Annotated in this window: 22 protein-coding genes; 10 read left to right on the top strand and 12 right to left on the bottom strand. The window is 50.1% G+C overall.

What is annotated here, in order from left to right:
- Positions 1-21: 21 nt before the first annotated feature.
- A complete protein-coding gene (locus JHJ32_RS10745; RefSeq protein ID WP_200120956.1) occupies positions 22-1,050 on the top strand; it encodes a quinone-dependent dihydroorotate dehydrogenase in 1,029 nt (342 codons plus the stop codon).
- 46 nt (positions 1,051-1,096) lie between these two features.
- Here the strand turns inward: JHJ32_RS10745 and JHJ32_RS10740 are convergent, their stop codons facing one another.
- From JHJ32_RS10740 to gyrA, 3 genes are read right to left on the bottom strand one after another with little or no spacing between them, the layout of a single operon-like run.
- Positions 1,097-2,269, bottom strand: coding sequence for a lipopolysaccharide assembly protein LapB (locus JHJ32_RS10740; protein ID WP_079715950.1), 1,173 nt, complete (start codon positions 2,267-2,269; stop codon positions 1,097-1,099).
- A gap of 4 nt (positions 2,270-2,273) precedes the next feature.
- Positions 2,274-3,383 (bottom strand): lipopolysaccharide assembly protein LapB, encoded by a 1,110-nt coding sequence (locus JHJ32_RS10735; protein ID WP_139378554.1) that lies wholly within the window; start codon positions 3,381-3,383, stop codon positions 2,274-2,276.
- On the bottom strand, positions 3,376-5,937 hold the full coding sequence (gene gyrA, locus JHJ32_RS10730; protein ID WP_079715948.1) for a DNA gyrase subunit A: 2,562 nt from the start codon (positions 5,935-5,937) through the stop codon (positions 3,376-3,378). The genes JHJ32_RS10735 and gyrA overlap by 8 nt, the downstream gene beginning before the upstream one ends.
- 382 nt (positions 5,938-6,319) lie before the next feature.
- Here gyrA and JHJ32_RS10725 point away from each other — a divergent pair, with 382 nt between their 5' ends.
- The gene (locus JHJ32_RS10725; protein WP_233632597.1) at positions 6,320-7,636 is read left to right on the top strand and encodes a mechanosensitive ion channel family protein; all 1,317 of its coding nucleotides are present in this window, start codon (positions 6,320-6,322) and stop codon (positions 7,634-7,636) included.
- Positions 7,637-7,640: 4 nt separating this feature from the next.
- On the opposite strand, the gene JHJ32_RS10720 is transcribed toward JHJ32_RS10725, so the two are convergent.
- From JHJ32_RS10720 to hrpB, 3 genes are all read right to left on the bottom strand, one after another.
- Positions 7,641-8,150: a hypothetical protein gene (locus tag JHJ32_RS10720; RefSeq protein ID WP_233632596.1), complete on the bottom strand. Its 510-nt coding sequence runs from the start codon at positions 8,148-8,150 to the stop codon at positions 7,641-7,643.
- A gap of 38 nt (positions 8,151-8,188) precedes the next feature.
- Complete coding sequence (locus JHJ32_RS10715; protein WP_200120955.1) at positions 8,189-10,213, bottom strand: M3 family metallopeptidase; 2,025 nt, start codon at positions 10,211-10,213, stop codon at positions 8,189-8,191.
- Positions 10,214-10,326: 113 nt separating this feature from the next.
- Complete coding sequence (gene hrpB / locus JHJ32_RS10710) at positions 10,327-12,840, bottom strand: ATP-dependent helicase HrpB (RefSeq protein WP_200120954.1); 2,514 nt, start codon at positions 12,838-12,840, stop codon at positions 10,327-10,329.
- Between the two features lie 35 nt (positions 12,841-12,875).
- Between hrpB and JHJ32_RS10705 the strand changes: the two genes are divergently transcribed.
- The gene (locus JHJ32_RS10705; RefSeq protein ID WP_200120953.1) at positions 12,876-16,247 is read left to right on the top strand and encodes a DEAD/DEAH box helicase; all 3,372 of its coding nucleotides are present in this window, start codon (positions 12,876-12,878) and stop codon (positions 16,245-16,247) included.
- A gap of 51 nt (positions 16,248-16,298) precedes the next feature.
- Here the strand turns inward: JHJ32_RS10705 and JHJ32_RS10700 are convergent, their stop codons facing one another.
- The 4 genes from JHJ32_RS10700 to JHJ32_RS10685 all read right to left on the bottom strand — a co-directional run bounded on the left by JHJ32_RS10700 (position 16,299) and on the right by JHJ32_RS10685 (position 20,038).
- Positions 16,299-17,525, bottom strand: coding sequence for a nucleoside permease (locus JHJ32_RS10700; RefSeq protein ID WP_079715945.1), 1,227 nt, complete (start codon positions 17,523-17,525; stop codon positions 16,299-16,301).
- A 46-nt stretch (positions 17,526-17,571) separates the two neighbouring features.
- Positions 17,572-18,180, bottom strand: a complete 609-nt coding sequence (locus JHJ32_RS10695) for a bifunctional nuclease family protein (protein ID WP_079715944.1) — start codon at positions 18,178-18,180, stop codon at positions 17,572-17,574.
- A 108-nt stretch (positions 18,181-18,288) separates the two neighbouring features.
- Positions 18,289-19,263 carry an electron transfer flavoprotein subunit alpha/FixB family protein gene (locus JHJ32_RS10690; RefSeq protein WP_200120952.1) on the bottom strand — a complete coding sequence of 325 codons (975 nt, stop codon included), beginning with the start codon at positions 19,261-19,263 and terminating at the stop codon, positions 18,289-18,291.
- 37 nt (positions 19,264-19,300) lie between these two features.
- Positions 19,301-20,038: an electron transfer flavoprotein subunit beta/FixA family protein gene (locus JHJ32_RS10685; RefSeq protein ID WP_200120951.1), complete on the bottom strand. Its 738-nt coding sequence runs from the start codon at positions 20,036-20,038 to the stop codon at positions 19,301-19,303.
- 116 nt (positions 20,039-20,154) lie between these two features.
- Here JHJ32_RS10685 and JHJ32_RS10680 point away from each other — a divergent pair, with 116 nt between their 5' ends.
- Positions 20,155-20,490 (top strand): tetratricopeptide repeat protein, encoded by a 336-nt coding sequence (locus JHJ32_RS10680; protein WP_200120950.1) that lies wholly within the window; start codon positions 20,155-20,157, stop codon positions 20,488-20,490.
- On the opposite strand, the gene JHJ32_RS10675 is transcribed toward JHJ32_RS10680, so the two are convergent.
- Both JHJ32_RS10675 and JHJ32_RS10670 read right to left on the bottom strand, forming a co-directional pair.
- Positions 20,491-20,694 (bottom strand): hypothetical protein, encoded by a 204-nt coding sequence (locus JHJ32_RS10675; RefSeq protein WP_200120949.1) that lies wholly within the window; start codon positions 20,692-20,694, stop codon positions 20,491-20,493.
- 102 nt (positions 20,695-20,796) lie between these two features.
- Complete coding sequence (locus JHJ32_RS10670) at positions 20,797-21,933, bottom strand: cysteine desulfurase family protein (RefSeq protein ID WP_079715939.1); 1,137 nt, start codon at positions 21,931-21,933, stop codon at positions 20,797-20,799.
- Between the two features lie 103 nt (positions 21,934-22,036).
- Here JHJ32_RS10670 and JHJ32_RS10665 point away from each other — a divergent pair, with 103 nt between their 5' ends.
- From JHJ32_RS10665 to trxB, 6 genes are all read left to right on the top strand, one after another.
- Positions 22,037-22,579 carry an RNA polymerase sigma factor gene (locus JHJ32_RS10665; RefSeq protein WP_079715938.1) on the top strand — a complete coding sequence of 181 codons (543 nt, stop codon included), beginning with the start codon at positions 22,037-22,039 and terminating at the stop codon, positions 22,577-22,579.
- Between the two features lie 9 nt (positions 22,580-22,588).
- Positions 22,589-22,951 (top strand): hypothetical protein, encoded by a 363-nt coding sequence (locus JHJ32_RS10660; protein WP_079715937.1) that lies wholly within the window; start codon positions 22,589-22,591, stop codon positions 22,949-22,951.
- Between the two features lie 23 nt (positions 22,952-22,974).
- On the top strand, positions 22,975-23,199 hold the full coding sequence (locus JHJ32_RS10655) for a hypothetical protein (RefSeq protein ID WP_079715936.1): 225 nt from the start codon (positions 22,975-22,977) through the stop codon (positions 23,197-23,199).
- A 62-nt stretch (positions 23,200-23,261) separates the two neighbouring features.
- Positions 23,262-23,393, top strand: coding sequence for a hypothetical protein (locus tag JHJ32_RS23005; protein ID WP_255539743.1), 132 nt, complete (start codon positions 23,262-23,264; stop codon positions 23,391-23,393).
- Positions 23,394-23,446: 53 nt separating this feature from the next.
- Positions 23,447-24,433, top strand: coding sequence for a 3'-5' exonuclease (locus JHJ32_RS10650; RefSeq protein WP_079715935.1), 987 nt, complete (start codon positions 23,447-23,449; stop codon positions 24,431-24,433).
- Between the two features lie 59 nt (positions 24,434-24,492).
- Positions 24,493-25,446: a thioredoxin-disulfide reductase gene (trxB, locus tag JHJ32_RS10645; RefSeq protein WP_200120948.1), complete on the top strand. Its 954-nt coding sequence runs from the start codon at positions 24,493-24,495 to the stop codon at positions 25,444-25,446.
- Positions 25,447-25,449: the final 3 nt, after the last annotated feature.

Raw genomic sequence — 25,449 nt, 5'->3', positions numbered from 1 at the left:
CTAAGATCTACCTTTGCAACCATGTATAAACTCGTGAAACCACTCCTTTTTTCGCTCGATCCGGAGCAGGCCCACCGGCTTGTCTCCGGCGGCCTGCGATCGTTCAGCAAGCTATGGGGAAGCAAGCGGTTATTGAAATCGATCTACGGTTATGAACACCCATCGTTGGAACGTGAAGTATTTGGCCTGAAATTCAAGAACCCCGTCGGTCTGGCGGCCGGGTTTGACAAGAATGCCGAATATGTAGCAGAAATGTCCGCCTTGGGTTTCGGGTTTATCGAAATCGGCACGGTGACACCATTGCCGCAACCGGGAAACGATAAGCCGCGTTTGTTTCGATTGGTGGAAGATCAGGCGTTAATCAATCGCATGGGATTCAACAACCAGGGCGTGGACGTAGCCGCTACCAGGCTGAAACACCTCAAAGACCGCAAACATATTGTCATAGGCGGCAATATCGGGAAGAATAAAGCGACTCCGAATGAGGACGCGGTAAGCGATTATATCAAATGCTTCGATGCGTTATTCGATGTTGTCGACTATTTTGTTGTCAATGTAAGCTCCCCGAATACCCCGGGGCTGCGCGCATTGCAGGACAAGGAACCATTGACCCATATTTTAAATACGCTGCAACAGCGCAACCGGAAGGGGGATGTTTCAAGGCCTTTGTTGCTGAAAATAGCACCTGACCTGACAGATTCACAATTGGACGATATCATAACCATTGTCCAGGATACCGGTATTGCGGGGGTCATTGCGACCAATACGACCATTGATCGCCAAGGATTGGAGCATGAAGGACGCTGGAAAAACGAATCGGGGGGATTGAGTGGCCGGCCCTTGACCAAGCGTGCCACGGATGTCATCCGTTACCTGGCAACGAAATCCAATCGCGCGTTTCCGATTATTGGTGTAGGTGGGATACATTCACCGGCGGATGCGCAGGAAAAGCTGGAAGCGGGAGCCGCCCTCGTGCAGCTATATACCGGCTTTATTTATGAAGGGCCAGGTTTGGTAACGCGCATTTGCAAAAAAATAGCCCGCGGATAATTGTATCTGCGGGCTATTAGCTCCAATTTTGTCGAATGGCTTTTCGTTATTGCAACGCGTCTATTCGCGCTTGCAGCTCGTCGACTTTGGCCTGATCTTCTTTGATCTCGTAGTACTTTTTCAGGTTAGCCAAGGCCAAATACGATTTGCCATCCACTTCCACTGCTTTCTGCAAATAGGGCAATGCCGTATCGAAGATATCGTAAGCCTTTTTGATTTCGGTATCGTATTCAGACTGGGCAAGGTTAGCGTTGTTTGTTTTGTTGAAATGATCGATCCCCCTGTTCAAGATCAATCCACCCAGGTTGATATTTGCATCCAGGTAGTTCGGATCGATTTCCAACGCTTTTTTGTAAGCTGCCTCGGCTTTTTCCAGATCGCCGGTCTCGTTGTATGCGATTCCAAGGTAATAGTGCAAATTTTTATTGTCCGGTTCTTTAGCGACTTGTTCGTTGATGGTGCTGATGATTTTTTCCTGGTTGCCAGCCATCAAGTTCAATTCGATGTTTTGGGTAGCGAGCTCACTATCGTTTGGATATTTGCTTGAACCCAGCTCGGCATACTTAATGGCGTTTGCGGTATCGCCCTGCATTAAGTACAGTCTTGATACGTCCAATATGATTTGCCGGTTGTTGGAGAAGCTATCTACCGGTACCAGCTCGACATATTTGGCCAAAGCCTTGTCGTAATTTTGCGAGTTTACGGCTGCCAAGCCCGAATAATACAGTAATGTGGTATCACCCGGAAGGTATTTCAGGCCGCGGTCAAAAGCGCCGTACGCGGTTTCAAAATCCTGGCTGTCCCATGCTTGTACGCCTTTATTTAGTTCGTGTTGCGCCAGAATGGAATTGAGGATATTCAGGTTTTGCTCGTTCTCTTTTTCTGAATCCAGGCTAACGGCCTTGTCCCGCGCTTCCACTGCTTTTTGGATGTAACCGTCTGCCGCTTCGGTGGAATCCAGCAGCGCCAGATCGGCATTGACCAGCGCATAGTAAGTCCACGTTTCAGCCAATTCCTTTGTTTTTTCGTGTTCAATAGCTTTTTCGAGGGCGTCTTTGGCGGCGTTCAAGTCACTTACCCCCAGTGTTGCATTCCCGATGGATTTTACTTCATTGAACTTATCATAACTGGCTTTTGCCTTCCTCAGGTTACTGGTTTGTGAAAAAGCCACTGATGTGGAAAAAACCAGTGCACCTAATAAAATGGATTTCACTTTCATGATCTTAGTTTATTGTGAGTTGATTTAATATGTTATTTACTCGTTCCAACTGGACAATGTTTCCTGACTGATCGTACAGCACCGCAAGGGATTTTAATGTATTTACCTCTGAAGGTCTGATTTGGTTTGCTCTTAACAAATATTCCTGAGCTTTGTTTTGTTTTTCTTCATCGTCCGGATTGGCCATGTATTCTCTCAAATAAAGCAGTCCAAGTTCGAGGTTACCCTCGAAGTTGTTGGCATCAAGGCTTATCACTTTTTCGTAGAACCGCTTTGCGGCGGCGTGATTTCCTTCCATTTCGTTGGCATAGCCGGCGATGTAATTGAGGTTTACGTTTTCCGGCTCATGTGCAATAGCCTGTTCGATAATAGGCACGATGGCCGAATAGGCCTCATTGGCCACATACGTGTTGATAAGGGCAAACAAAATCTCCTTGTTTTCGGGAAACTGCTCCCTGCCTTTGAGCAGGGTATTCAAAATGGCCCTGTTATCTCCTTTTTTCCCGTAAAGGGCCGTCAATTCAAGGATATAAGCAGGAGAGGACGTTTCCCGCTGGGCGGTAAAAGCCTCGTAGCGCTGGATAGCGTCATCGGTGCCGCCGATTTTGGTGCTTAATACGGCGAGGTTGTGCTTAACATCAATCGCCGAGCCGCTAATGGAATCGACCTTACGGTATTGATGGAAGGCCTCTTCGTAATTGGCTTTGGCTACCGCCCGGTTTGCTTTAATCAAGTAAGCATTGGCTATCGAGCGCCGGATGTAGTTGATTTGCGGACCATGCTCATAGCTCTGTTGCTTGTTGTTTGTCAGCCGCCTGAGCGCGGCCGACGCCACATCGATCGGATCTGCCGTGTATTTCTGGGTACGGTTGGAATCAACGACCGCCAAGGTGCTGTAAACCAATCCACGCAATAAAATATTACGGAAATTTACCGAGTCGCGTTTGGTCTTAAAAGCTTCATCAGCAAACTTACGAGCGGCCTCCAAGTGTTTGAAATCTTTGGATTTGGTGTATAATGCAAAATTGTTGTTACCCTCCTTTAGGTTGGACTGCGCAACAACCGGCAATACACTCACTGCACATAAGGCAGCGATAAAAACCACTTTAGTCATCCGATTCCGATTGGGTCGACTCACTGTTGTTTTCATCGGTATTTTCACTGCTTGCTTGATTTTCATCATTTAGCTCTTCCTCTTCATGCTCCACTTTGGCTACAGATGCAATTTCGTCATCACCTTTGAGGCTGATCAGGCGTACGCCCTGTGTGGCTCTGCCCATGACCCGCAACTCGCTGACAGCGATTCGAATAACGATACCGGACTTGTTGATAATCATCAGGTCGTCGTTATCCGTCACGTCCTTTATGGCTACCAATTTACCGGTTTTTTCGGTGACATTGATGGTTTTTACACCCTTCCCGCCCCGGTTGGTCACCCGATAATCCTCAATATCGGTGCGTTTGCCATAGCCTTTTTCGGACACCACCAGCACGGTGGTTTCAGAGTTATTAACACTAATCATGCCAACTACTTCATCATCCGGTCCGGCTAACGTGACACCGCGTACACCCGTGGCCGTACGCCCCATGGGCCGCACGGTAGATTCGTTGAAGCGGATAGCTCGTCCTGATCGCAGGGCCATAACGATTTCGCTGCCGCCATCGGTGAGGCAGGCTTCCAGTAGTTGGTCACCTTCGGCGATGTTGATGGCGTTGATGCCATTGGCACGTGGCCGTGAATAAGCTTCCAGCGACGTTTTCTTGATGGTGCCGCGTTTTGTACACATGATGATGAAATTGTTCTCAAGGTATTCCTGATCCCTGAGGTTTTTCACCTTGATGTAAGCCTTAATTTTCTCTTCTTTAGGGATATTGATAATGTTCTGGATGGCACGACCCCTTGAAGTACGGCTCCCTTCGGGAATTTCAAATGCCCGAAGCCAAAAACAACGGCCCGCCTCCGTGAAGAACAGCATGTAATTATGCGCCGAAGCCGTGATGATGTGCTCTGTAAAATCTTCTTCACGCGTATTTGTACCCAATGACCCTTTGCCACCGCGGCTTTGCCGGCGGTACTCGCTCAATGGGGTGCGTTTTACGTAGCTTTCATGCGAGATCGTAATGACAACTTCCTCGTCTTCGATGAAGTCTTCCATGCGCATATCTTCGGCTGAATGCACAATGGTGGAGCGGCGTTCGTCGCCATATTTGTCTTTTATCTCCAGCAATTCATCTTTGATGATTTTCATCCGGAGGCCTTCATCTTCCAATACGGATTTTAAGTACTCAATGGTTTTCATCAACTCGGCGTACTCTTCTTTGATCTTATCGCGTTCAAGTCCGGTAAGACGGCGAAGCGTCATATCGAGGATGGCCCGTGCCTGAATGTCGGAAAGGCCGAACTTCTCCATTAAGCCTACCCGCGCGTCATCCGGTGTTGCCGAAGATCGGATAAGTTGGATGACCTCGTCGAGGTGGTCGAGCGCGATGAGCAACCCTTCTAAGATATGGGCTCTTTTTTCCGCTTCCGCCAGTTCAAACCTGGTGCGGCGCACAACAACTTCGTGGCGATGTTCCACAAAGTGATAGATCATATCTTTGAGGTTGAGCAACATCGGACGCCCATGCACGAGTGCAATGTTATTCACACTGAATGAAGTCTGTAGCGCCGTATACTTGTATAGATTATTTAACACGATAGACGCATTCGCATCCCGCTTGATGTCGTAAACAATGCGCATGCCGTGTCGATCGGATTCATCACGGATTTCGGATATTCCTTCCAATTTTTTCTCATTGACCAGGTCGGCTGTACGCTTGATCATGTCCGACTTGTTCACTTGGTACGGGATCTCCGTGACGATGATTTGTTCGCGGCCGCTTTTTGTGGTTTCGATTTCCGCTTTTGCCCGCATGACAATACGCCCGCGACCGGTTTGGAACGCCTCCTGAACACCCGCATGGCCGTAGATAATCGCGCCCGTCGGAAAATCAGGAGCTTTGATATACTGCATTAATTCAGCTATCTCAATATCACGATTATCGATATAAGCAACGATGCCATCCACCACTTCGGATAGGTTGTGCGGTGCCATGTTTGTGGCCATGCCGACAGCGATACCCGATGCTCCGTTGACCAGCAGGTTGGGGATGCGCGTAGGCAGCACCGTCGGCTCCTCGAGCGAGTCGTCAAAGTTGAGCTGGTAATCGATGGTATCTTTATTAATGTCTGAGAGCAGCTCTTCGGCAATTTTTTTCAGCCGGGCCTCCGTATAACGCATGGCCGCCGGGGGATCACCGTCAACAGACCCGTAATTTCCTTGTCCATCAACCAACGGATACCGCAAGCTCCATTCCTGCGCCATACGTACCATCGTGTCATATACCGATGAATCGCCATGTGGGTGGTACTTACCCAGTACATCACCGACGATACGTGCTGATTTTTTGTATGGTTTGCCGCTGGTTACACCCAGATCGAGCATGCCATACAGCACGCGGCGGTGTACGGGCTTCAACCCATCCCGCACATCAGGCAAGGCGCGGGAGACGATGACAGACATTGAATAATCAATGTATGCCGACTTCATTTGATCTTCGATATTAATGGGAATGATCCGGTCGTCTGCCGGAAGGAGGTTGTTGTCGTTTTCTGTTTCTTCAGCCATTATACGTTTCCAATTCTAGAATCACTAAGCGCAACAAGAATAAGCAGATTAGCTTATTGCGCATGCGAAATTAAGAATTTTTTGGCGAAACCGGCACGATAAAAATAATCATTGCCCTGGACGTACAGCGAAAACTTTAATCAGCGGAGATTTGACGTGCGCACTCCGGAAGGGACTTGTCGTCACTGTTTACATGTTTAATTTTAATGTATTGATAATAAAGTTTTTATGTTATGAGTCAAAATCGATAGTTTGTTTGTCAGCGGTAGCTGGCCACTGCTTGTTGGCAGCAATACCGTTTTTGAAAACCGGCAGGAATGCTTAGCTTTGCCGCCGTTTTCTTTTTGTTGCAATCCGGAAGTTTTATTTAATTTAAGCTGAAATGGAAATGGATACTATCGCCAATTCTTCAAACATGATTTACCAATGGACATATGAGAAGCTACTTGCGTGGGGAGTTCCCGACGCACAAGCTAACCTGATCAATCTATTTTTACTGCTTACGTTGCTACTGATTTTTCTGGGGATTGTTGATTTTGTTGTCCGTAAAGTTTTGGTTAATGTGTTAACGAAGGCTGCGAGCCGATCGGCCACGAAGTTTGATGATTATCTGGTGCGCAACAAGGCGTTGGTTCACTTTGCGCGGCTTATTCCGCTCATCGTGTCCATAAACTTCATCCCGGTGGTGTTTTCCGGTTTTCCGACATGGATTGATCCGGTGCGGAAATTTGTCGATATCCTGCTCGTCATCGGCTGGGTGATGTTGCTTCGGGCGCTGTTTCGTTCCGTGCGCGACCATCTGCGTACTAAGCGGGGCTTTCACGATAAACCGCTGGACAGCTACCTGCAGGTGATCAACATCTTTATGTTTTTCATTGCGGGTATTATTATATTTTCGATGGTAACGGGAAAATCTCCATGGGCTTTTTTGGGCGCCTTGGGTGCAGCCTCAGCCATTTTGATGTTGGTATTCAAAGATACTATCCTTGGATTTGTGGCAAGTATACAGGTCTCCACCAATGATATGGTGCGTGTAGGCGACTGGATTGAGATGCCCAAATATGGGGCGGACGGCGATGTGATCGAAATCAACCTGAATACGGTAAAAGTCCAGAACTGGGACAAGACCATTACCACCATTCCGACCTATTATTTAATTACCGATTCGTTCAAAAATTGGCGGGGCATGCAAAATGCAGGCGGGCGGCGCATCAAACGTGCCATCAACGTCAAGATATCGTCCATTCGTTATCTTACGTCCGATGAAATCGACCGGTTAAAGAAAATCCAGTTATTGAAGCCCTACATTGAGGAGAGGCAGGAAGAAATCGATCGATACAACGAGCAGACCCAAGCTGATCGTACGATGCCCGTAAATGGCCGTAATATGACGAATGTGGGACTGTTTCGCCAATATATCAATCGGTATACCCAAAGTCATCCACAAATACGCCAGGATATGACACTGCTTGTGCGCCAATTGCAGCCTACGGAGCACGGCCTGCCGATAGAGTTGTACATGTTTACAGCAGATACGCGCTGGGCGATTTACGAGGGCATTATGTCGGATATTTTCGACCACTTGCTGGCGGCGATTAAGTACTTTGAGCTGGAAGTGTTCGAAGCGCCGGCATCTGATGACATTCGCAGTCTGCGGCTTTCGGCATTAGCGCCTTACAACGGCGATACGCCGGCCTGATCGTTCAGCGGTCGCGTGCGTCGTTGATGACACGTATTACCTCATCGATCACGGATTTTGCAGTCTCCCGCATCTTTGGATTGCCGTCAAAATCGGCGTCTAACGTTACCGTCTTGCTTTTTTCCTTATAGTTAAACTGGAGGTAAAACCGTGGCACAGGCCTTTCTGTATTGTTTTGCGGCGATTGCGATACCGGGGACGTCATATCTTCCGGGAGATTCCAGAATCCCAACTGGGCCGCCTTGCCATGAAGGTGGCGCATGTCGTCTTCCCGGAGCCGTACCGTGTCTGTCACCAATGAATCGCTTCTATTTAGGTATTGATAAACTCCTGATTGTGAGTCAAAGCGATTGACGAGGCTGTCACCTTCGCCATATTTAAGCACGATGGATTCAAAATCGGAAAACCGATAGGGTGCATTCCGGATCATCTGGCTGTAGTAGACATAACAATATAACGCGAAGGGCACGATGATGCATATAGCGAGAAAAATCCGTTTATTATGTTCGCTCATGGAAATTGAATATGGCGGCAAAAGTACATAAAAATCCGTTATTCCACTAATCCCGCCCGTTTGAGCAATGCGTCAGGTACAGGCTTGCGCCCCCTGAACTGGATATAAAGCGTCATGGGATCGATTGTACCGCCGCTGCTGAGCAACGCCTTGAATTTAGCCGCCGTTTCGGGGTTGAAGATACCGGTTTCCTTGAAGTATGAAAACGCGTCGGCATCGAGCACTTCAGCCCATTTGTAGGAATAATAACCAGCGGAATATCCCCCAGCAAAGATGTGGGAAAAAGATGTGCTTTGTGCGGTGCCGGGGACATCCGGATAAAGTAGGGTGTCGCGTACGGTATCTTTCTCGAATCGCTCGATCGGCGTATCGTTGTCGAGTTTACCGGTATGGTAAGCCATGTCCAGCAAGCCGAAACCGAGTTGGCGTACAGTCTGGTAGCCTTCCATGAAGTTCGCGGCGGCCACGATTTTGTCAATTTCTTGCTCCGGCAGTGGATCGCCGGTTTGGTAATGACGGGCAAAGGAGCGAAGGAAGTCCTTTTCGTAGCAATAGTTTTCCATAAATTGCGAAGGCAGTTCCACGAAATCCCAGTAGACGTTGGTACCCGAGAGGCTTTCAAAGGTCGTGTCGGCAAGTATGCCATGCAGTGCATGCCCGAATTCGTGGAAGAGCGTAGTCACCTCGCTGAAGGTAAGCAAGGACGGCACTTCGCCCACGGGGCGGGCGAAGTTGCATACTATGGAAATGTGCGGTCGCACCTGTTGGCCATTTTCTTTCCACTGGCCACGGAAGGCGGTCATCCAGGCGCCTGCGCGCTTGCCTTCCCGGGGATGCCAATCGGTATATAGCAGGGCCTTATGGAGGCCGTTTTCCAGCACTTCGTATACCGTCACTTCCGGGTGATACGTAGGGATGTCCGTGCGTAGTTCAAAGACCAGGCCGTACAGCCTGCTTGCCGCATCGAAGGCAGCCTCCAACACCTGCGGAAGCGGGAAGTACGGTTTCAGCGCCTCCTCCGATAGCTTAAACGTGGCTTCCCGTAATTTTTCGGCGTAATAGGCATGGTCGTAAGGCATGAGGGAGGAAATACCATCCGTTTCAGCCAGTGCTTGCAGTTTCGCTACCTCTTGCAGCGCCCGGGGTTTGGCTTTTTGCAGCAGATCTTGCAAAAAGTCCAGTACAAGGGCAGGAGAGGAAGCCATGCGTTCCTGGAGGACGAAGTCTGCATGGGTACCGAAGCCGAGCAGTTTGGCCCGGCGGTCGCGCAGTGTGACAATGTCGCGTACGATGCCCTCATTGTTATATTCGTTGGGTTTCAGCGCGCGGGTAGCCGAAGCCAAGTAAAGCTCCCGCCGAAGATCGCGGTTGGCTGCATATTTCATAAATGGCACGAAGCTGGGGAAATGGAGCGTGAATACCCACCCGTCAAGCCCGCGTTTTTCTGCATCCGATTTGGCAGCAGCCACAATGGAATCGGGCAACCCCGCCAGTTGCGCCTGATCCTGAATATGTAGCTGATACGCATTGGTCTCTTGCAGCACATGCTGCGAGAACTTCATGGTCAATGTCGCAAGCTGCTGATCGATTTCGCGCAGCTTTTCCTTATCTTCCGCCGATAATAGTGCACCATTGCGTGCAAAGCTCTTGTACGTTTTATCCAAAAGCCGAACTTCCTCCGGCGTTAATGTCGATTCGTCAGCCTCGTCATGCACCTGTTTCACGCGCTGGAACAGTCCGCTGTTGAGCATGATGTCGTTGCTATACGCGGCCAGTATGGGCGATAGCTCCTGTGCAAGTTGCTGGATGTCGTCATTGGTTTCCGCGGCATCAAGATTAAAAAACGTAGCTGACGCCACGTTAAGCCGCTTACCAGCGTATTCCATTGCGGCAATGGTGTTGGCAAAGTCCGGTGGCGCCGGGTTGCTGACGATGGCATCGATTTCCTGCTTGGCCTCTTCAATAAGCTGGAGGACAGCCGGCTTGAAATGTTCGGGTTTCAAGGATTCAAAGGGTACGCTATCGAAGGGAGTGCCGAAAGGCTTCAACAAAGGATTGTCCATGGAATCTTCAAATTTATGAAGCACCGGCTACGCCGGTGGCGATTATAGCAGCCAAACTTAGCGAAATTATCCTTTATATGCAACGCGATTAAATGGTAACCGTGTGAAGCCCCTTAACGCGTTGCATCTTTTGGCGTGGGCCTTTTTTTGGGAACGCCCTGTACGGCCTGTGCCGTTAAGGGATCCTCGGGCCAGGCATGCTTGGGGTAACGTCTTTTTAATTCCTTTCTTACTTCAAAGTAAGCAGTCTTCCAGAAACTGCGTAGATCGCCAGTGACCTGCACGGGTTTGAAGCCTGGCGATAAGAGATGCAGCACGACGGCGGTACGCCCATCATTTACTTTGGGCGTATCCATCATGCCGAACACCTCCTGCAACCGTACCGCCAATACAGGCGGCTCCCCAAGGGCCGAGTAACGCAGCTTAGCGGCTGAGCCGCTCGGCACGGTGATGCTGGTGGGGGTTAGGCGATCCAATGCCTGTTGTTGTTCGTATTCAAGGCTGTGGTGCAGCATGTGGAGTACGTCCAGCTTTTTCAGTTCGTCGGCTTTAAGGATACCCTGGAGATAAGGACTTAGCCATTGTTCGGGGCGGTGGAGCAGGCTTGCGGTGGATACATCCGGCCAGTCTTCGTGAGGTCGCCATTGGCGGAGGCTAAGCACGCGGTTTTGCCACTGCAGCACCGCGTCGGTCCAATTGAGTAGTTGTGTTCCTTCGCTGCGGATGGCATCGCAAAGTATGCTGGTCATGGACGCACTGTCGGCTACGGCTATGGGTGAGGAGGCCAGTGTAACGCTGCCGATTCGATGGTCGCGGGTGGCAATGATGCCTCCCTTTTGTGTATTCCAGAACATGCGTTCCGTTATTTGGGCGAAGGGGAATAGGTCAGCCGGATTGAGCGGGGACGCCAAAAATACTTTGCCCAATCCGTCGCGCGCATCGAGCAGCGCGATAGCGAGCCAAGGCTCAAGGGCCAAGTCGTCGCCCGATGGTATAACGGCCTGTTTGCCGTTGGCCAAATGATAAGTACCCTTGCCGTCATCCCTGGCCTTGGCAATGCGCTCGGGGTAGGCCCGCGCCAAAAGGATACCGGTATGATAGCTGTCTACGAGGCCATTATCTTCGTGAGTGCCGAGCAGTTTTCGATAAGAACGGGCGATCTTCTCGATATTATCCAGGCGTCTGCTTTGTTTGGTATACGCCCGGTGCTTGCGCAGCGTATCGATACGGAGGTTAATGTCGGTGCCGGCTTCGCGGCCAAGCGGATCACGCTCGTCGAGCAGTGCGGCGATATCGGTAGCGAGGCCGGACATGCCAAGGCGCTTGCCTTCAAGCAACATATGCGCAATGCGGGGATGGCACGGCAAGGCATGGACTGCCTTGCCGTGGAGGGTGACTTTCCCGCCGTCAATTGCACCCAATCCGTGCAGCAGATCACGCGCCTGGACGACGGCTGGCGGTGGCGGCGGCGTAAGCCAGTCGAGCTGATTAAGATCATGTACGCCCCATTGGGCGGTATCAAGCAAAAGAGACGTAAGGTCCGCTTCCAGAATTTCGGGTGTCCGGTAGGCGGCCATGCGCTGTTCGGTAGCTGCGGTCCACATGCGGTAACAGGTGCCCGGCCCCAGCCTGCCTGCACGGCCGGTACGCTGATTAGCCGCATCAACGGAAATACGTGCGGTCTTGAGGCGTGACAGCCCCGAAGGCGGGTCAAACACCATGGTACGCGTATAGCCACAGTCGACCACGACAGTGATACCTTCTATGGTTAGACTGGTCTCCGCAATGGCGGTGGCCAGCACAATTTTCCGTTTTCCGTTTCGGTTAGGTTGGATCGCCGCATGCTGTTCAGCCAATGAAAGTTGTCCGTAAAGCGGATGAATGGCTGCACCGACGGGGTTGGTGAGCAGCAACTGCTCACAGGCGCGGATCTCGGCTTCACCCGGCAGGAAAGCAAGGATGTCGCCCTGTTGCTCCCGAAGGGCACGGAGAATGGTGCGGGCACACTGGGTAGGTAGTTCACGTAAATCCGGCTCTTCCGTATGAATGATGTCAACGGGATAAAGCCGTCCCTGGCTTTCCACAACCGGTGCATGGAGGAGCGCAGCGAGTTGGCTGGTATCTAATGTCGCCGACATCACGAGCAATCGAAGATCCGCGCGAAGCACCTGCTGGCTTTCGCGGCAAAGTACCATGGACAGATCGGTGTGCAGTCTTCGCTCATGAAATTCATCGAAGATGACAATACCGACGTCCTCCAGCGCATTGTCCTGGTGCAGCATACGGGTGAGGATACCCTCGGTGACCACCTCGATGCGTGTGCGGGCAGACGTCTGGTTTTCGAAGCGCACACGGTAGCCTACGGTCTCACCGGCCTTTTCGCCCAATAAGGACGCCATACGGTGGGCGATGCTGCTCGCGGCTAGCCGGCGTGGTTCAAGCATGACGATTTTTCGTCCGGCTAACCAAGGTTCATCCAAAAGAGACAACGGTATAATGGTGCTTTTTCCCGCTCCCGGCGGTGTGCTGAGGATGAGGGTGTTCTGTGTAGCGAGGTGTTGCCTCACCTGCGGGATCGCCGCTACAATAGGGAGGTGGACCTGTGTCAAATCAAAACGTGCTGCCATGCCCGGCAAAGATAGGAAAAGGATATCTTTGCAGCATGCTTGAGTTCCAGGAGTCGCATGTTTTCACATTTCGCAATCAGCTGATGGATCAGCTTTCGGGAGGGACCGCAGCGTCAGTGATCGATCGCGGCCTTTGGACGGATTTTCCGGCGGCGCCTACGGTGCAGCCAAACATGTTGAACGTGGATGCTGGGACATTCACCTGCTGCATGGGCGACGGCCCGACGGCCACGGTGAAGGTTGTGCAAGAACATGGGCAGGTAACATTGTCCAGCGATACGACCGGTTTGCCCGACCGGTTGACCCCGGCGGAAGCTGCCGTGTTAATCACCATTCTGCGGAGGGAGGAATTTGGTGTGTTTTTCAGGCCGTTGCTCCGCCATCGAAAGCTGCGGCAGGCAGCCATTGCCTATGGACTGGAGCATGAACCGGATCTCGAGCGATACCTGATGCCGGTATTTTCAGACGGGCGGCTGATTATCCGGCCACGTTTAGCGGGATTGTTGCCGCTCACGTCGCCCAGGTTGCGGATGCTAAGTGACCAGGCGGAGCTGTACCAGCACCAACCCCACCGGCAGCCCGTCAGCACACCACCTGCCGACAGGCTCGCCGTCGTTATCAGTCGCCATAAATATTATCGGAATCCGATAGTGGAACTCATTGACACTGAACTAACCAAATCCGGCAGGCTAAAGTCTCCCTTTACTCGAATCGATCCACTCAAGCTGGCCACAGCCGCCACAAGTGCCGATGAAGCCAAATTCTATGCGGCGATAGCACAACTCCAGCAGGTACAGGAAGGGGTCCGTACAACATGGGATTTGAAGGCTCTGCAAATTATCGTTGAAAACGGCCGTAATTGCCGGTTTTATTACCATGACGAACAGTTTAGCGAGAATTTTTCTTCCAAATCACTTATGCCGGTGAAAACAGCGCTGTTGCACGGCGCAATGAGACTGTCAGTGCGGACCGAAGGTGTGTGCTACGCGCTGACGGGCGCCATAACCCTCGCAGAAAAATCATATCCCCTGCAAGCACTGCCGTTGAAGTTCAGCTATTTTCTTCAATCTGACGATAACATATTGTATCTATTGGACCATCCGCTCTTGTGCACTGTGACAGTGCTGCTGAAGGAAAGCGGAGGCAAACTGCTCATCCATGCCAGCAAATTCCGGGATTTCCAGCGATTGTTGGATAAGCTGGCTGACAGCATTTGCGTGGAATACCCCGACGTCAAACAAGGCACGGCGGAGCAACTTGCCGAAACTGGCCTCGGGGCACCGTTGGAACGGGTGATTTACCTGTCGGACTTCGGCGATCAGGTGATGGTTATCCCCGTTGTGCGCTACGGCGATGCGGAGGTGGCGATTCGTACCGAGAAACAGTTGAAGGCGATGGACGGGAAAGGGAATGATTTTTTGGTGCCGAGGGATAGCGATTTTGAACAGACCTTCATTGAGTTGCTGGTCAAGCAGCATCCGCATTTTGCCGAACAGCTGGATAATCAGCTTTATTATTTTTATTTGCATAAGAAATACTTTCTTGAAGAAGAATGGTTTCTGCCTGTATTCGACACGTGGTATGAAGCAGGAATCCAGGTTTTTGGATTTAATGAGTTGACAAACAATAAGCTAAACCCAAATAAAGTAACGGTTGATATCAAAATCATTAGCGGTTTAAATTGGTTCAATGCCACGCATCTGGTGCGTTTCGGAAAGAAAAAGGCGTCGCTAAAAAAAATTCAGGCGGCGCTGCGCAACAAGAGCAAATATGTGGCCCTGGATGACGGCACGGTGGGGATCCTGCCGAAGGAGTGGCAGGAAAAATTCAGGCAATATTTCCTTGCAGGGAAAGTAGTCGATGACGAAACCATCCGTTTTGCCAGCGCTAACTTCGAGACCGTGGCGACACTTTACGACACATCGATGTTTGACGAAAAAGCAAACGAGGAAATAAAGATGTTGCGTGAACGGATAGCCGATCTTGGATCGGCACAACCGGTGGCCGAGCCCCGTAGCTTGACCGTTCGTCTCCGTCCGTACCAACGACAAGGCCTGAATTGGCTCGGCTTTTTAGACAGCGTTAATTTCGGTGGTATACTGGCAGATGAAATGGGATTGGGCAAGACCGTGCAGGTTATTGCTTTTATGCTGTCACAGCGGGAAGCCGGCCGTATCGGCACGGACCTTGTTGTGGTCCCTGCGACGTTGATTTTCAATTGGCAGCGGGAGCTGGCCAATTTGGCACCTTCATTGACGTTGCTGACATTGTACGGCGCCGGCCGCGCCAAGTCAATCGAAGCTATCGGACGGCATGATGTGGTGCTGACGTCCTACACGACACTGTTGGCTGACATTCGTTTCTTGAAAAATTTCGCTTTCAACTCCATATACCTGGATGAATCACAGAACATCAAGAATCCCGATTCGCAACGGCATAAGGCCGCCAAGCTGTTGCAAGCGCGCAACCGGATAGCCATCAGTGGAACTCCATTTGAAAACAGCTCATTTGACCTGTATGGGCAATTATCATTTGCTTGTCCGGGGTTGTTGGGTGACAAGCGGTATTTTCGGGATGTATATGGCAAGCCTATAGACCAATTCAAGAACCAGAAACGCCGGAAGGAACTCCAGCGGAAAATACAGCCGTTTATCTTGCGGCGCACGAAACAGGACGTTGCGTCGGACCTGCCCGAGAAGGTCTCGGTGATACTGTACGCCGAAATGGGCGATCAACAACGCAAGATATATGATGCATATGAAAAGGAATTCCGGGACTTTGTATCAGCTCTTTCCGGAGAGGAACTGGATGTCAGCCCAATGCATGTGCTTCGCGGATTGACCCGGCTCCGCCAAATCTGTAATTCGCCGGCATTGTTGCCCGATGGGATGTTAAATACCGCTGTATCAGCCAAAATCGCAGTACTGAAAGAACAGATCCAAGACAAGGCCCCCTACCACAAAATAGTGGTTTTCTCACAGTTTGTGGCGATGCTGCACCTGATTGCGCGTATGCTGGATGATATCGGAGTACGTTATGTAAGCCTTACCGGTAGCACACGTATGCGTGAACAAGTCGTCAACGCGTTTCAAGAAGATCCAGCGATACGCGTTTTTCTCATAAGCCTTAAGGCCGGAGGAACAGGCTTAAACCTCACCGCTGCCGAAGTGGTGTATCTGGTGGATCCATGGTGGAATCCCGCCGTGGAAAACCAAGCCATCGATCGGGTGCACCGCATCGGACAAGATAAGAAGGTGACGGCCTATCGGCTGGTGACACCGGCGACAGTAGAGGAAAAGGTGCTGCAATTGCAAGCTACTAAACGTGCGTTGGCAGATGGCTTGGTAGGTAGCGATGCGCCATTTTTCAGGACATTGGATAAAGACCAGCTATTGGGACTGCTGTAGGTCATCGATAGCATGATCTCATGCGTGCGGCCCGGTAGGTGGCCGCCTTATCTACCGTACGGCTATCCGTTTATCGCGGAATACCAACAGAAACAACACGGCCAAAGCCAAGGCGTAACCCGAAAATGTGAACCAGATACTTGGCCAGTCTCGTATTCCTTCCGTGGTAAAGTGGTCGACTACCCAGCCGCTACCATATCCGCCGACGATAGCGCCGAAGCCATTGGTCATAATCATAAATACCCCCTGTGCGCTGGAACGGATTTTCGGTTCGGCGACTTTCTCGACATACAGCGAACCGGAAATGTTGAAGAAATCAAAAGCCATCCCATAGATAATCATCGATAATATCAGGAGATAAAGCTTGTCATCGGGATTGCCGAGGCCGAAAAGGGCGAAGCGGAGTACCCAGGCGAAGATGCTAAACAGAATCACGTTCCGGATACCAAACCGCGTCAAAAAGAAGGGGATCAGCAAAATAAAAAATGTTTCGGAAATCTGGGATATAGACAACAAAAGGTTGGGATGCTGTACGCCAAACGAATCGGGATAGGTGGTCTTAAAATCATCGAGGAACGGGCCGCCGAAGGCGTTGGTTATTTGTAACGCTGCGCCGAGCAACAGCGAAAAAATAAAAAACAAGGCTGTATCCCTGTGTTTAAACAAGACAAACGCATCCAGGCCCAGTGAAGATGCGAGCGATTTTTTACGGGTCTCATCAAGGAAAGGTGGGGACGGCGGTACGGTGAATGCATAGCAGCCTAAAAAAATGCCTGCACCTGCAGCTTGATAGAGCTGGAACGTGCTTTTGGTCCAGCCCATGAAATCGACCGTCCACATGGCTACAATAAACCCTACCGTGCCCCATACACGGATGGGAGGGAAGGCTTTGACCACATCGTATCCCTTGCGGGTCAAAACGTTGTAACATACGGAGTTGGACAAGGCGAGGGTAGGCATGTAAAACAGCGAGTTGACCAGCATTAAGGAATAGAACATTTGAAAATCGGTCACACGGGTGGCCGCAATGAGCGCCCCTGCGCTGATGAAATGCGAAACAGCAAATACGCGCTCGGCATTGATCCATCGGTCGGCCACGATGCCCAGCAACCCCGGCATGAACACAGACGCAATACCCATCGTTGAATAAACTGACCCGATTTGCAGACCGGAGAATCCCAATTGGGTACTCATATAGCCACCGAGGGAAATGAGCCAAGAACCCCATACAAAGAATTGCAGGAAGTTCATGACGATGAGTCGGATTTTTATTGACATGTCATTGTTAGGTTAACGACGACTGAGGACAAGAAACCTCGTCGTGTTAAGACGATTTCCTTCGGGTGATTTCATCCCGGATACGGGCTGCCTTTTCATACATTTCCTCTGCCAATGCCTTCGATAGCGTTTCTTGCAGTTGATCATCGGTCATCGATGCAAACGAAGAGGTTTCTTTCGAAGCCATGATCTCCGGATCATTGGCACCCGATGACTCAATATTTTCAAGGAATACAAAATCATTGCCCTCGATGACGATGCCTGCAGAAGCCAGGATGAATTCGTAGGTATATACCGGTGCCTTGAACCGCACGGCCAATGCGATTGCATCCGATGTCCGAGCGTCTATCTCAGTTTGCTTATGGCCGTCATTGAAGATGATTTTGGCATAAAAGATGCCATCCACTAAGTTGTAGATAATCACTTCATCGATACGGATGTGATAGGTTTCGGCAAATGTTTTGAATAGATCGTGGGTTAATGGCCTGCTGGGCGTCATCTTTTCGATTTCGATGGCGATGGCTTGTGCTTCAAATCCACCGATGATGATTGGTAGACGGCGGCGGCCCGAGACTTCTCCCAAAACCAATGCATAGGCTCCCGATTGGGTTTGACTGTAGGATAAACCGACGATATCTAATTTAATCTTTTTCATGCCTGATTCGATGCACAATCACAAAGATGCGAATTGTTATTGAAAAATTCCGCTTCCTTTATTCATTTCTGCTATAAAATTAGCGGTATCCATGGCAAATCCCATCCATTAATGGCCTTTATAAGCCTTGATGGCCGCTGTAAGCTTGGGTATCACCTCAAAGGCATCGCCGACGATGCCGTAATCAGCTACTTTGAAGAACGGCGCCTCGGGGTCCTTGTTGATGACTACGATGGTCTTTGAAGCACTGATCCCTGCTAAATGCTGAATGGCGCCAGATATCCCGATGGCGATATACAGATTGGGGCTTACTGTGATGCCGGTTTGGCCGACATGCTCCGAATGGGGGCGCCAACCGGCGTCCGACACCGGTTTCGAGCAGGCGGTGGCGGCACCAAGTGCGTCTGCAAGTTCCTCGATCATCCCCCAGTTTTCGGGGCCTTTGAGACCACGGCCTGCGGAGACCACGATTTCGGCCTCGGGCAGTGATACTTTATCCGTGATGCGGACAATTTCTTCGACGATAGTCGCCAAGTCGCGTTCCTCGATAGGTGGGCTAAACGTCTCGATCTGGGGGGTGCCCCCTGTTTCCCGTGCCTCGAAAGCATTGATATTGAGTGAAATAACCTTTTTATCGGAAATCAGCTCGGTAAAGGCGAAAGCTTTACCTGAAAAAGCAGTTTTCTTAACCGTCAGTTTATTTTCTTCGACAACGGGCAGTTCCACTGCCCCGTCAGCTAACCCGGCACCGAGCTTGGCAGCTATCCGGGGTGCTAAGCCTTTTCCGCTGAAAGAATTGGAAACAATCACCAGGTCCGCATTGGCGTGATTGGCGGCTGCTGCTACGACGGACGCGTATGCTTGATTGATAAATCGGTTGAGTTGCTCTGACGACACATGCAACACGGTCGTTGCGCCGTAATGACCAAGAGACGCCAGCTCGGATGTGGATATATCACCGATGGTTACCGCTGTAACCAATGTATTCGTGATATCAGCAATGGCCTTGGCGTAGGAGACTGCTTCGTATGCAGATTTTTTGAATGTGCCATTGGCATGTTCGGCATATACTAAAATTGACATGTTCGCTATATTCGTGTTCTACAAGTTCATACAATGGTTAAATCACCCGGGCTTTGTGACGAAGCAGATCAACCAGTTTGTCGATGTCTCCAGCGTCCACCCATGTAACCGTACCCCTGGGCTCAGGAGTCTCGTACCGGACAATGCTCGACAGCACAGGGACATCCACCGGTTCGACGATTGCCAATGGCTTGGTGCGGGCGCTCATGATACCGCGCATGTTTGGGATACGGGGCTCGGCAACGCCTTCGGCCGTGCCCGCAATCAGGGGAAGCGGGATAGACAGCACTTCTTTGCCGCCTTCGATTTCCTGTTCGACGGTGGCCATACCGCCGTTTATCTCAATTTTCTTCGCTATGGACACCGAGGGTATACCCAGGAGCTCCCCGACAAATGCGGTTACCTGTGCGCCGTTGTAGTCGATGGATTCGCTGCCGGTCAGAATCAGATCGAACGATCTGCTTTTGGCATAACTGGCTATTTGATGAGCTACAAACCACCCGTCACGGGGTGCGGCATCGATACGGACAGCCTCATCCGCACCGGTGGCCAGCGCTTTTCTGATGGTTGCTTCGGTACCCGCTTCGCCAACATTGAGAACGGTCACCGTGCCTTTACCCCCTTCGGCCAGGCCGATCGCTTTCGATAACGCGATCTCATCATACGGATTGATGATATATTGAATTCCGCTCGTGTTGAGTGAGGTATTGCCGTCGGAAAAGGTAATTTTCGAGGTCGTATCCGGAACGTTACTGATGCATACTAATATGTTCATAACACTGGTTTTCTACAAACATCGACAAACTTTTGCTTTTATACAAGCGGAAGGATGGCGCTCCACACGGGAAGTACCGTGAAAAGTCGTAAGTTTGTGGCTTAAATAGTACGTTGATGAGCGAACGATTACAGCAGTTGATTGGTTTCCTCGTGGAGAGTCCGTCTGATCCTTTCCTTAAATATGCGCTGGCCACTGAATATCTAAAATTGGGGCAAGTCGATAATGCACTTTGGTATTATGAGGAGTTGCTGGACAAACATCCCGATTATGTGGGAACCTACTACCATTTAGCTAAATTATATGAGGCCTTGGAAAGAAAAGCAGATGCCATAGCCGTCTATGAAAAGGGCATGCAGGCGGCGGAAAGTAAGCGCGACCTGCATGCCCTGTCCGAATTGCGGGCTGCTTTTCATGCTGCAACCGGTATGGATGACGGTGACGACGAATAACTACACCGTTCCAGGGTTGCTAACGTCCGCCGGGGAATCATGTTTTCTTTTGTGATTGCGATCGGCAAAGCTTTCTTTGTCCATGTCGATTACCTGTTCGGCTTCTGCCACCACTTCGTTTTCATCCTTTGCCTTTTTTGCTGATGGCTTGTCGTTCCTGTTGTTGCTTGGAACGTTCTCCGTTACTTGATTTTTCCTATCCATGATTGCTCTCCTTTCTATGTTTTATTACTAAAAGGACAACAGCCGGTAGCTGCCAATGTTTGGAGAAATTGGGAATTATCTGACGTACGAAGCCGGACGCCGTTATGCTTTTTCCAGGCAGAGTTCGCGTAGTTTGCCCACCACGAAATCAATTTCCTGACGGGTGTTGTTTTTGCAGAACGAGAACCGGACGCAGGGCCGTTTGGCGTCAGACCCTATAGCGTTGAGCACATGCGAACCGATGTCCGAACCCGAACTGCACGCGCTTCCGCCGGAGGCGGAAATACCCGAAATGTCGAGGTTGAATAACATCATATCCGCAATGTCGGTACAGGGAAATGAAACGTTAAGCACCGTATACAGACTGTTTTGGGGACTGATGTCTCCATTGAAACGAATGTCCGGAATGGACGCTTTCAGCTGAGCGATCATGTAATCCTTTAATCCTTGAATGTATTGGCGGTGTTCGTCGATGTGTGCATAGGCGAGCTCAAGCGCTTTGGCCAATCCGACGATGCCATAGACATTTTCGGTGCCTCCACGCATATTGCGTTCTTGTGCCCCGCCATAAATGAAAGGCTTGATTTTCGTGTTGTGATTTACATAAAGAAATCCGACACCTTTCGGGCCATGGAATTTATGCGCAGCGCCCGTCACGAAATCGATCTGCAACTTCGCCAGGTCATGCACATAGTGCCCCATGGTTTGCACCGTATCCGAATGGAAAAGCGCATTGTATTGTTTACAGAGTGCCGACACGTACTCGATGTCTGTCAAGGTGCCAATTTCGTTATTGGCATGCATCAACGATACAAATGAACGCGGGCTTTCGCTCAATAATTTTTCCAATTGGTGGAGGTCTACACGCCCTTGCTGATCAACGTTAAGCAGGGTGAGGCGGATAACGCCGCTTTTTTGCAATTCTTCCAGTGTGTGTAATACCGCATGATGCTCCAACGGGGAGGTGATGGCGTGGGTGATGCCATGATCGATAATGCCGCGTACGATGGCCGTATTGTCGGCCTCGGTGCCTCCTGATGTGAAAAAAATCTCGGCGGGGGCCACGTTTAGCAATCTTGCTACCGTCTTACGTGCCTGTTCGACGATGGCCTTTACCTGCCTGCCATGCGCATGGATGGACGAAGGATTACCATAATACTTTTCCATCGTTTCCACCATGGCGCTGAGGACTTCAGGGTCGAGCGCCGTGGTGGCTGCATTGTCTAAATATACTTGCATGGTGCAAAGGTAAGCAACAAAAGTAAAATTTTTTGAAATGTTTTCATGACCTATTCGTCTATATAAACAGACAGCGAGAAGCTATTACGGTAATGTGCCGAAAATGACTCAGGAAAAACAAAGCAAAATCACAGCGACCATAACGTCCCATCGAAACGGGTTGCTTGGCTTTATCCGGAAATATGTAAATAATGACGCTGATGCAGAGGACATCTTGCAGGACGTGTGGTATCAGCTGAGTGCGGTAATTAACACGCGGCCGGTTGAACAAATGGGGGCGTGGCTTTACCGCGTAGCAAGAAATAAAATTATCGATAAACGGCGAAAAAAATCGGAAGTGCCGCTGAAATACCAAGCGAATGGGGAAGAGGATGCCGTGCAGGCTGTGGGTTCCATGGTTACCGATAGCAATCCGGAGACCGCTTATCGCGAACGTGTGATCTGGCAGCGGTTTTATGCCGCCTTGGATGAGTTGCCTCCGGCACAACGGGATGTATTCGTGTGGCATGAACTGGAGTGTATTCCTTTCGCGGAGATCGCCGAATTCACCGGCGAACCCGTTGGCAAACTGGTGTCGCGGAAGCACCACGCGGTGTTGCACTTGAGGAAACAGCTGAAAATTTTTTATGATGAATTAATTGATTGATAAGTAAACATGGAAAAGTTATTTAAAAGTAAAATGCGGTTTGTATTGATCCCGATTATGGCTGCTGCGTTCGTGATATTGGTGGGTTATTTGGTGATGATGTTATGGAACTATACGTTGCCTGCCTTATTGGGGGTAAACACGATAACATTTTGGCAGGCCGTGGCCTTGTTTTTCCTCTGTAAAATTTTATTCGGCTTCGGCGGAGACGGGGCGAAGGGGGGGAGAGGCCGATGGAAGAAAAAGGACGATCACGGCGCTTTCAGTCCGATGACCGAGGCAGATAAAAGCCGCTTTGGGGCATATATGCGCTGGAAAGCATGTGGCTGGAAGCATGAGGCCGATGAGCAGGAACAAAAGGGCGACGTGTAACGCCATAACTAAACAGGAATACGATGAATGAAGTATTTATTTTCAAAACCAGTGTGGACACCCCTGCGCATGTGGAGCGAGTTGCGTCATTATTCCGGTCGATCGATGCCATCAGGCAATGGAGTTTTGACCTGGAAGACTGTGATCGGATTCTTCGTGTGGTGGCCTTAGATTTTGAGCCCGAGGCGGTTGTGCAACTGCTGATGACCGCAGGCATAAGCTGCGAGCATATGGAATACGAATTATAGCGGAGTAACTAACGCGGCAGCATGGGGGTAGAATCGGAAATAATGTTTACCTTTGCGTCGCAATGGAAATCAAACAACCGGAGAAAGAAGATTATAGTTTTTGGACACGGTATAAACGTTTTGCCGGAAATGAAATTCTGCTATATGTGATCATGGTGGTTGGTATTCTGTTGGGTATTATGCTATTTAACTGATTTCAATTAATCACTTGTCTATACCTAAAAGCACTCCGCAAAACAACTTTATCATGAATCTCAAATTAAACCGTCCACTGGCATTTTTTGACTTGGAGACAACGGGCGTCAATGTGTCTGCAGACCGCATTGTGGAAATCTCCATCCTCAAGGTTTTTCCAGATGGCAGTGAAGAGGTAAAAACGCTTAAAATTAATCCCGGAATTCCTATACCGATGGAATCGTCTTTGTTTCACGGTATTTATGATAAAGATATCCAGGACGCCCCGGTTTTTAAGGAAGTGGCTCAAGAATTAGCCGACTTTATCGGAGACTCGGATTTGGCAGGATACAACTCCAATAAGTTTGACATTCCGATGCTCATGGAAGAGTTTATCCGCGCGGGCGTTGATTTTTCATTGGAGGGACGGCACTTCGTCGACGTGCAAAACATCTTCCATCAAATGGAGCAGCGCACGTTGAAGGCGGCTTACCGCTTCTATTGCAATTGTGAACTGAATAATGCCCACAGTGCCGAAAACGATGTAAAGGCTACCTACGAAGTGTTGAAATCACAATTGGATCGATACCAAGGCATGGAATGGGAAGATAAGCTTGGCAATAAATGCGTACCGGTGGTCAACGATGTCGAAGCGCTGCACCGGTTTACGAACCTAACCCGACCAGTGGATTTTGCGGGACGGATGGTCTTCAATGAACAAGGTGAAGAAGTGTTCAACTTCGGCAAACACAAAGGGCGCACCGTCGAAGAGGTATTCGCCATTGAACCCAGTTATTATTCATGGATGATGCAGGGCGATTTTCCATTGTATACAAAAAAATGTTTGGATGCGATATGGCAGCGATTTCGGGCAAAGCAAAAGGAACAACGTGCTGTCACAAATAAATCGGAGAACCAACCGAAGCCCGCTCCCGGTACCGCACAGCCTAAGCAGGAGAAACGTGACCATGCACAACAGCATCATCAACGCCCTAAACAAAAGCCTGGCCCCATAACCGCTGACATGTTGAAAAGCCTGCAAGAGAAGTTTGGGAAATGACAAACGCATGTTGAATTAGCCGGGATAAACCTGTATTTTTGCATGTCAAAAAAACGACCATGTTACAAGAAAACGAATACATAAAATGCCTAATTATCGGTTCGGGCCCTGCGGGATATACAGCGGCTATTTATGCTGCCCGAGCTGATCTGAAACCTGTTCTCTATACGGGTATAGTGCCGGGCGGCCAGCTTACGCAAACGACTGACGTGGAAAACTTCCCCGGTTATCCCGATGGCGTACAAGGTACCCAAATGATGGAAGATTTCAGGAAACAAGCCGAGCGCTTTGGTACCGATATACGTTTTGGATACATTACGTCCGTGGAGTTTTCGAATGATGTACACCGCGTGGTGGTCGATGGAGAAAAAACCGTAACGGCGGAAACCGTTATCATCGCTACGGGCGCTACGGCCAAGTGGTTGGGGCTTGAAAGTGAACAAAAATACAACGGCTTTGGTGTATCGGCCTGTGCGGTCTGTGATGGGTTCTTTTTCCGGGGACAGGACGTCGCCATTGTAGGGGCCGGAGACACCGCGGCCGAGGAAGCGACTTATTTGGCGAAGCTTGCCAATAAGGTACATATGCTCGTGCGCAGAGATGAATTCCGGGCTTCAAAAGCTATGCAGCATCGCGTCTTGAACACGCCAAATATCGAAATACATTACAACACCGAGGCGAAGGAAATCATCGGAGATGGCCAGAGCGTCACTGGTGTACTGGTATATCATAACCAAACATTGGAAGAGCGGCTGCTTCCGGTAACCGGGTTCTTTGTAGCCATCGGCCATAAACCGAATACCGAACTCTTTAAGGGAATCCTGGATATGGATACCAATGGTTACCTGATCACCCAACCGGGTAGTACACGAACGAATATCGAGGGCGTATTCGCTTGCGGCGATGTACAGGATCACATCTATCGCCAAGCGGTCACAGCTGCGGGAACAGGCTGTATGGCTGCACTGGAAGCTGAACGCTACCTTGCGGCCAAAGAACATGCCATCGTATAGCCT

Source organism: Parapedobacter sp. ISTM3 (assembly GCF_016533505.1).
Classification (GTDB): Bacteria; Bacteroidota; Bacteroidia; order Sphingobacteriales; family Sphingobacteriaceae; genus Parapedobacter; species Parapedobacter luteus.
The sequence above is the reverse complement of the archived record's forward strand: the minus strand, read 5'-3'. Positions and strand labels throughout refer to the sequence as shown.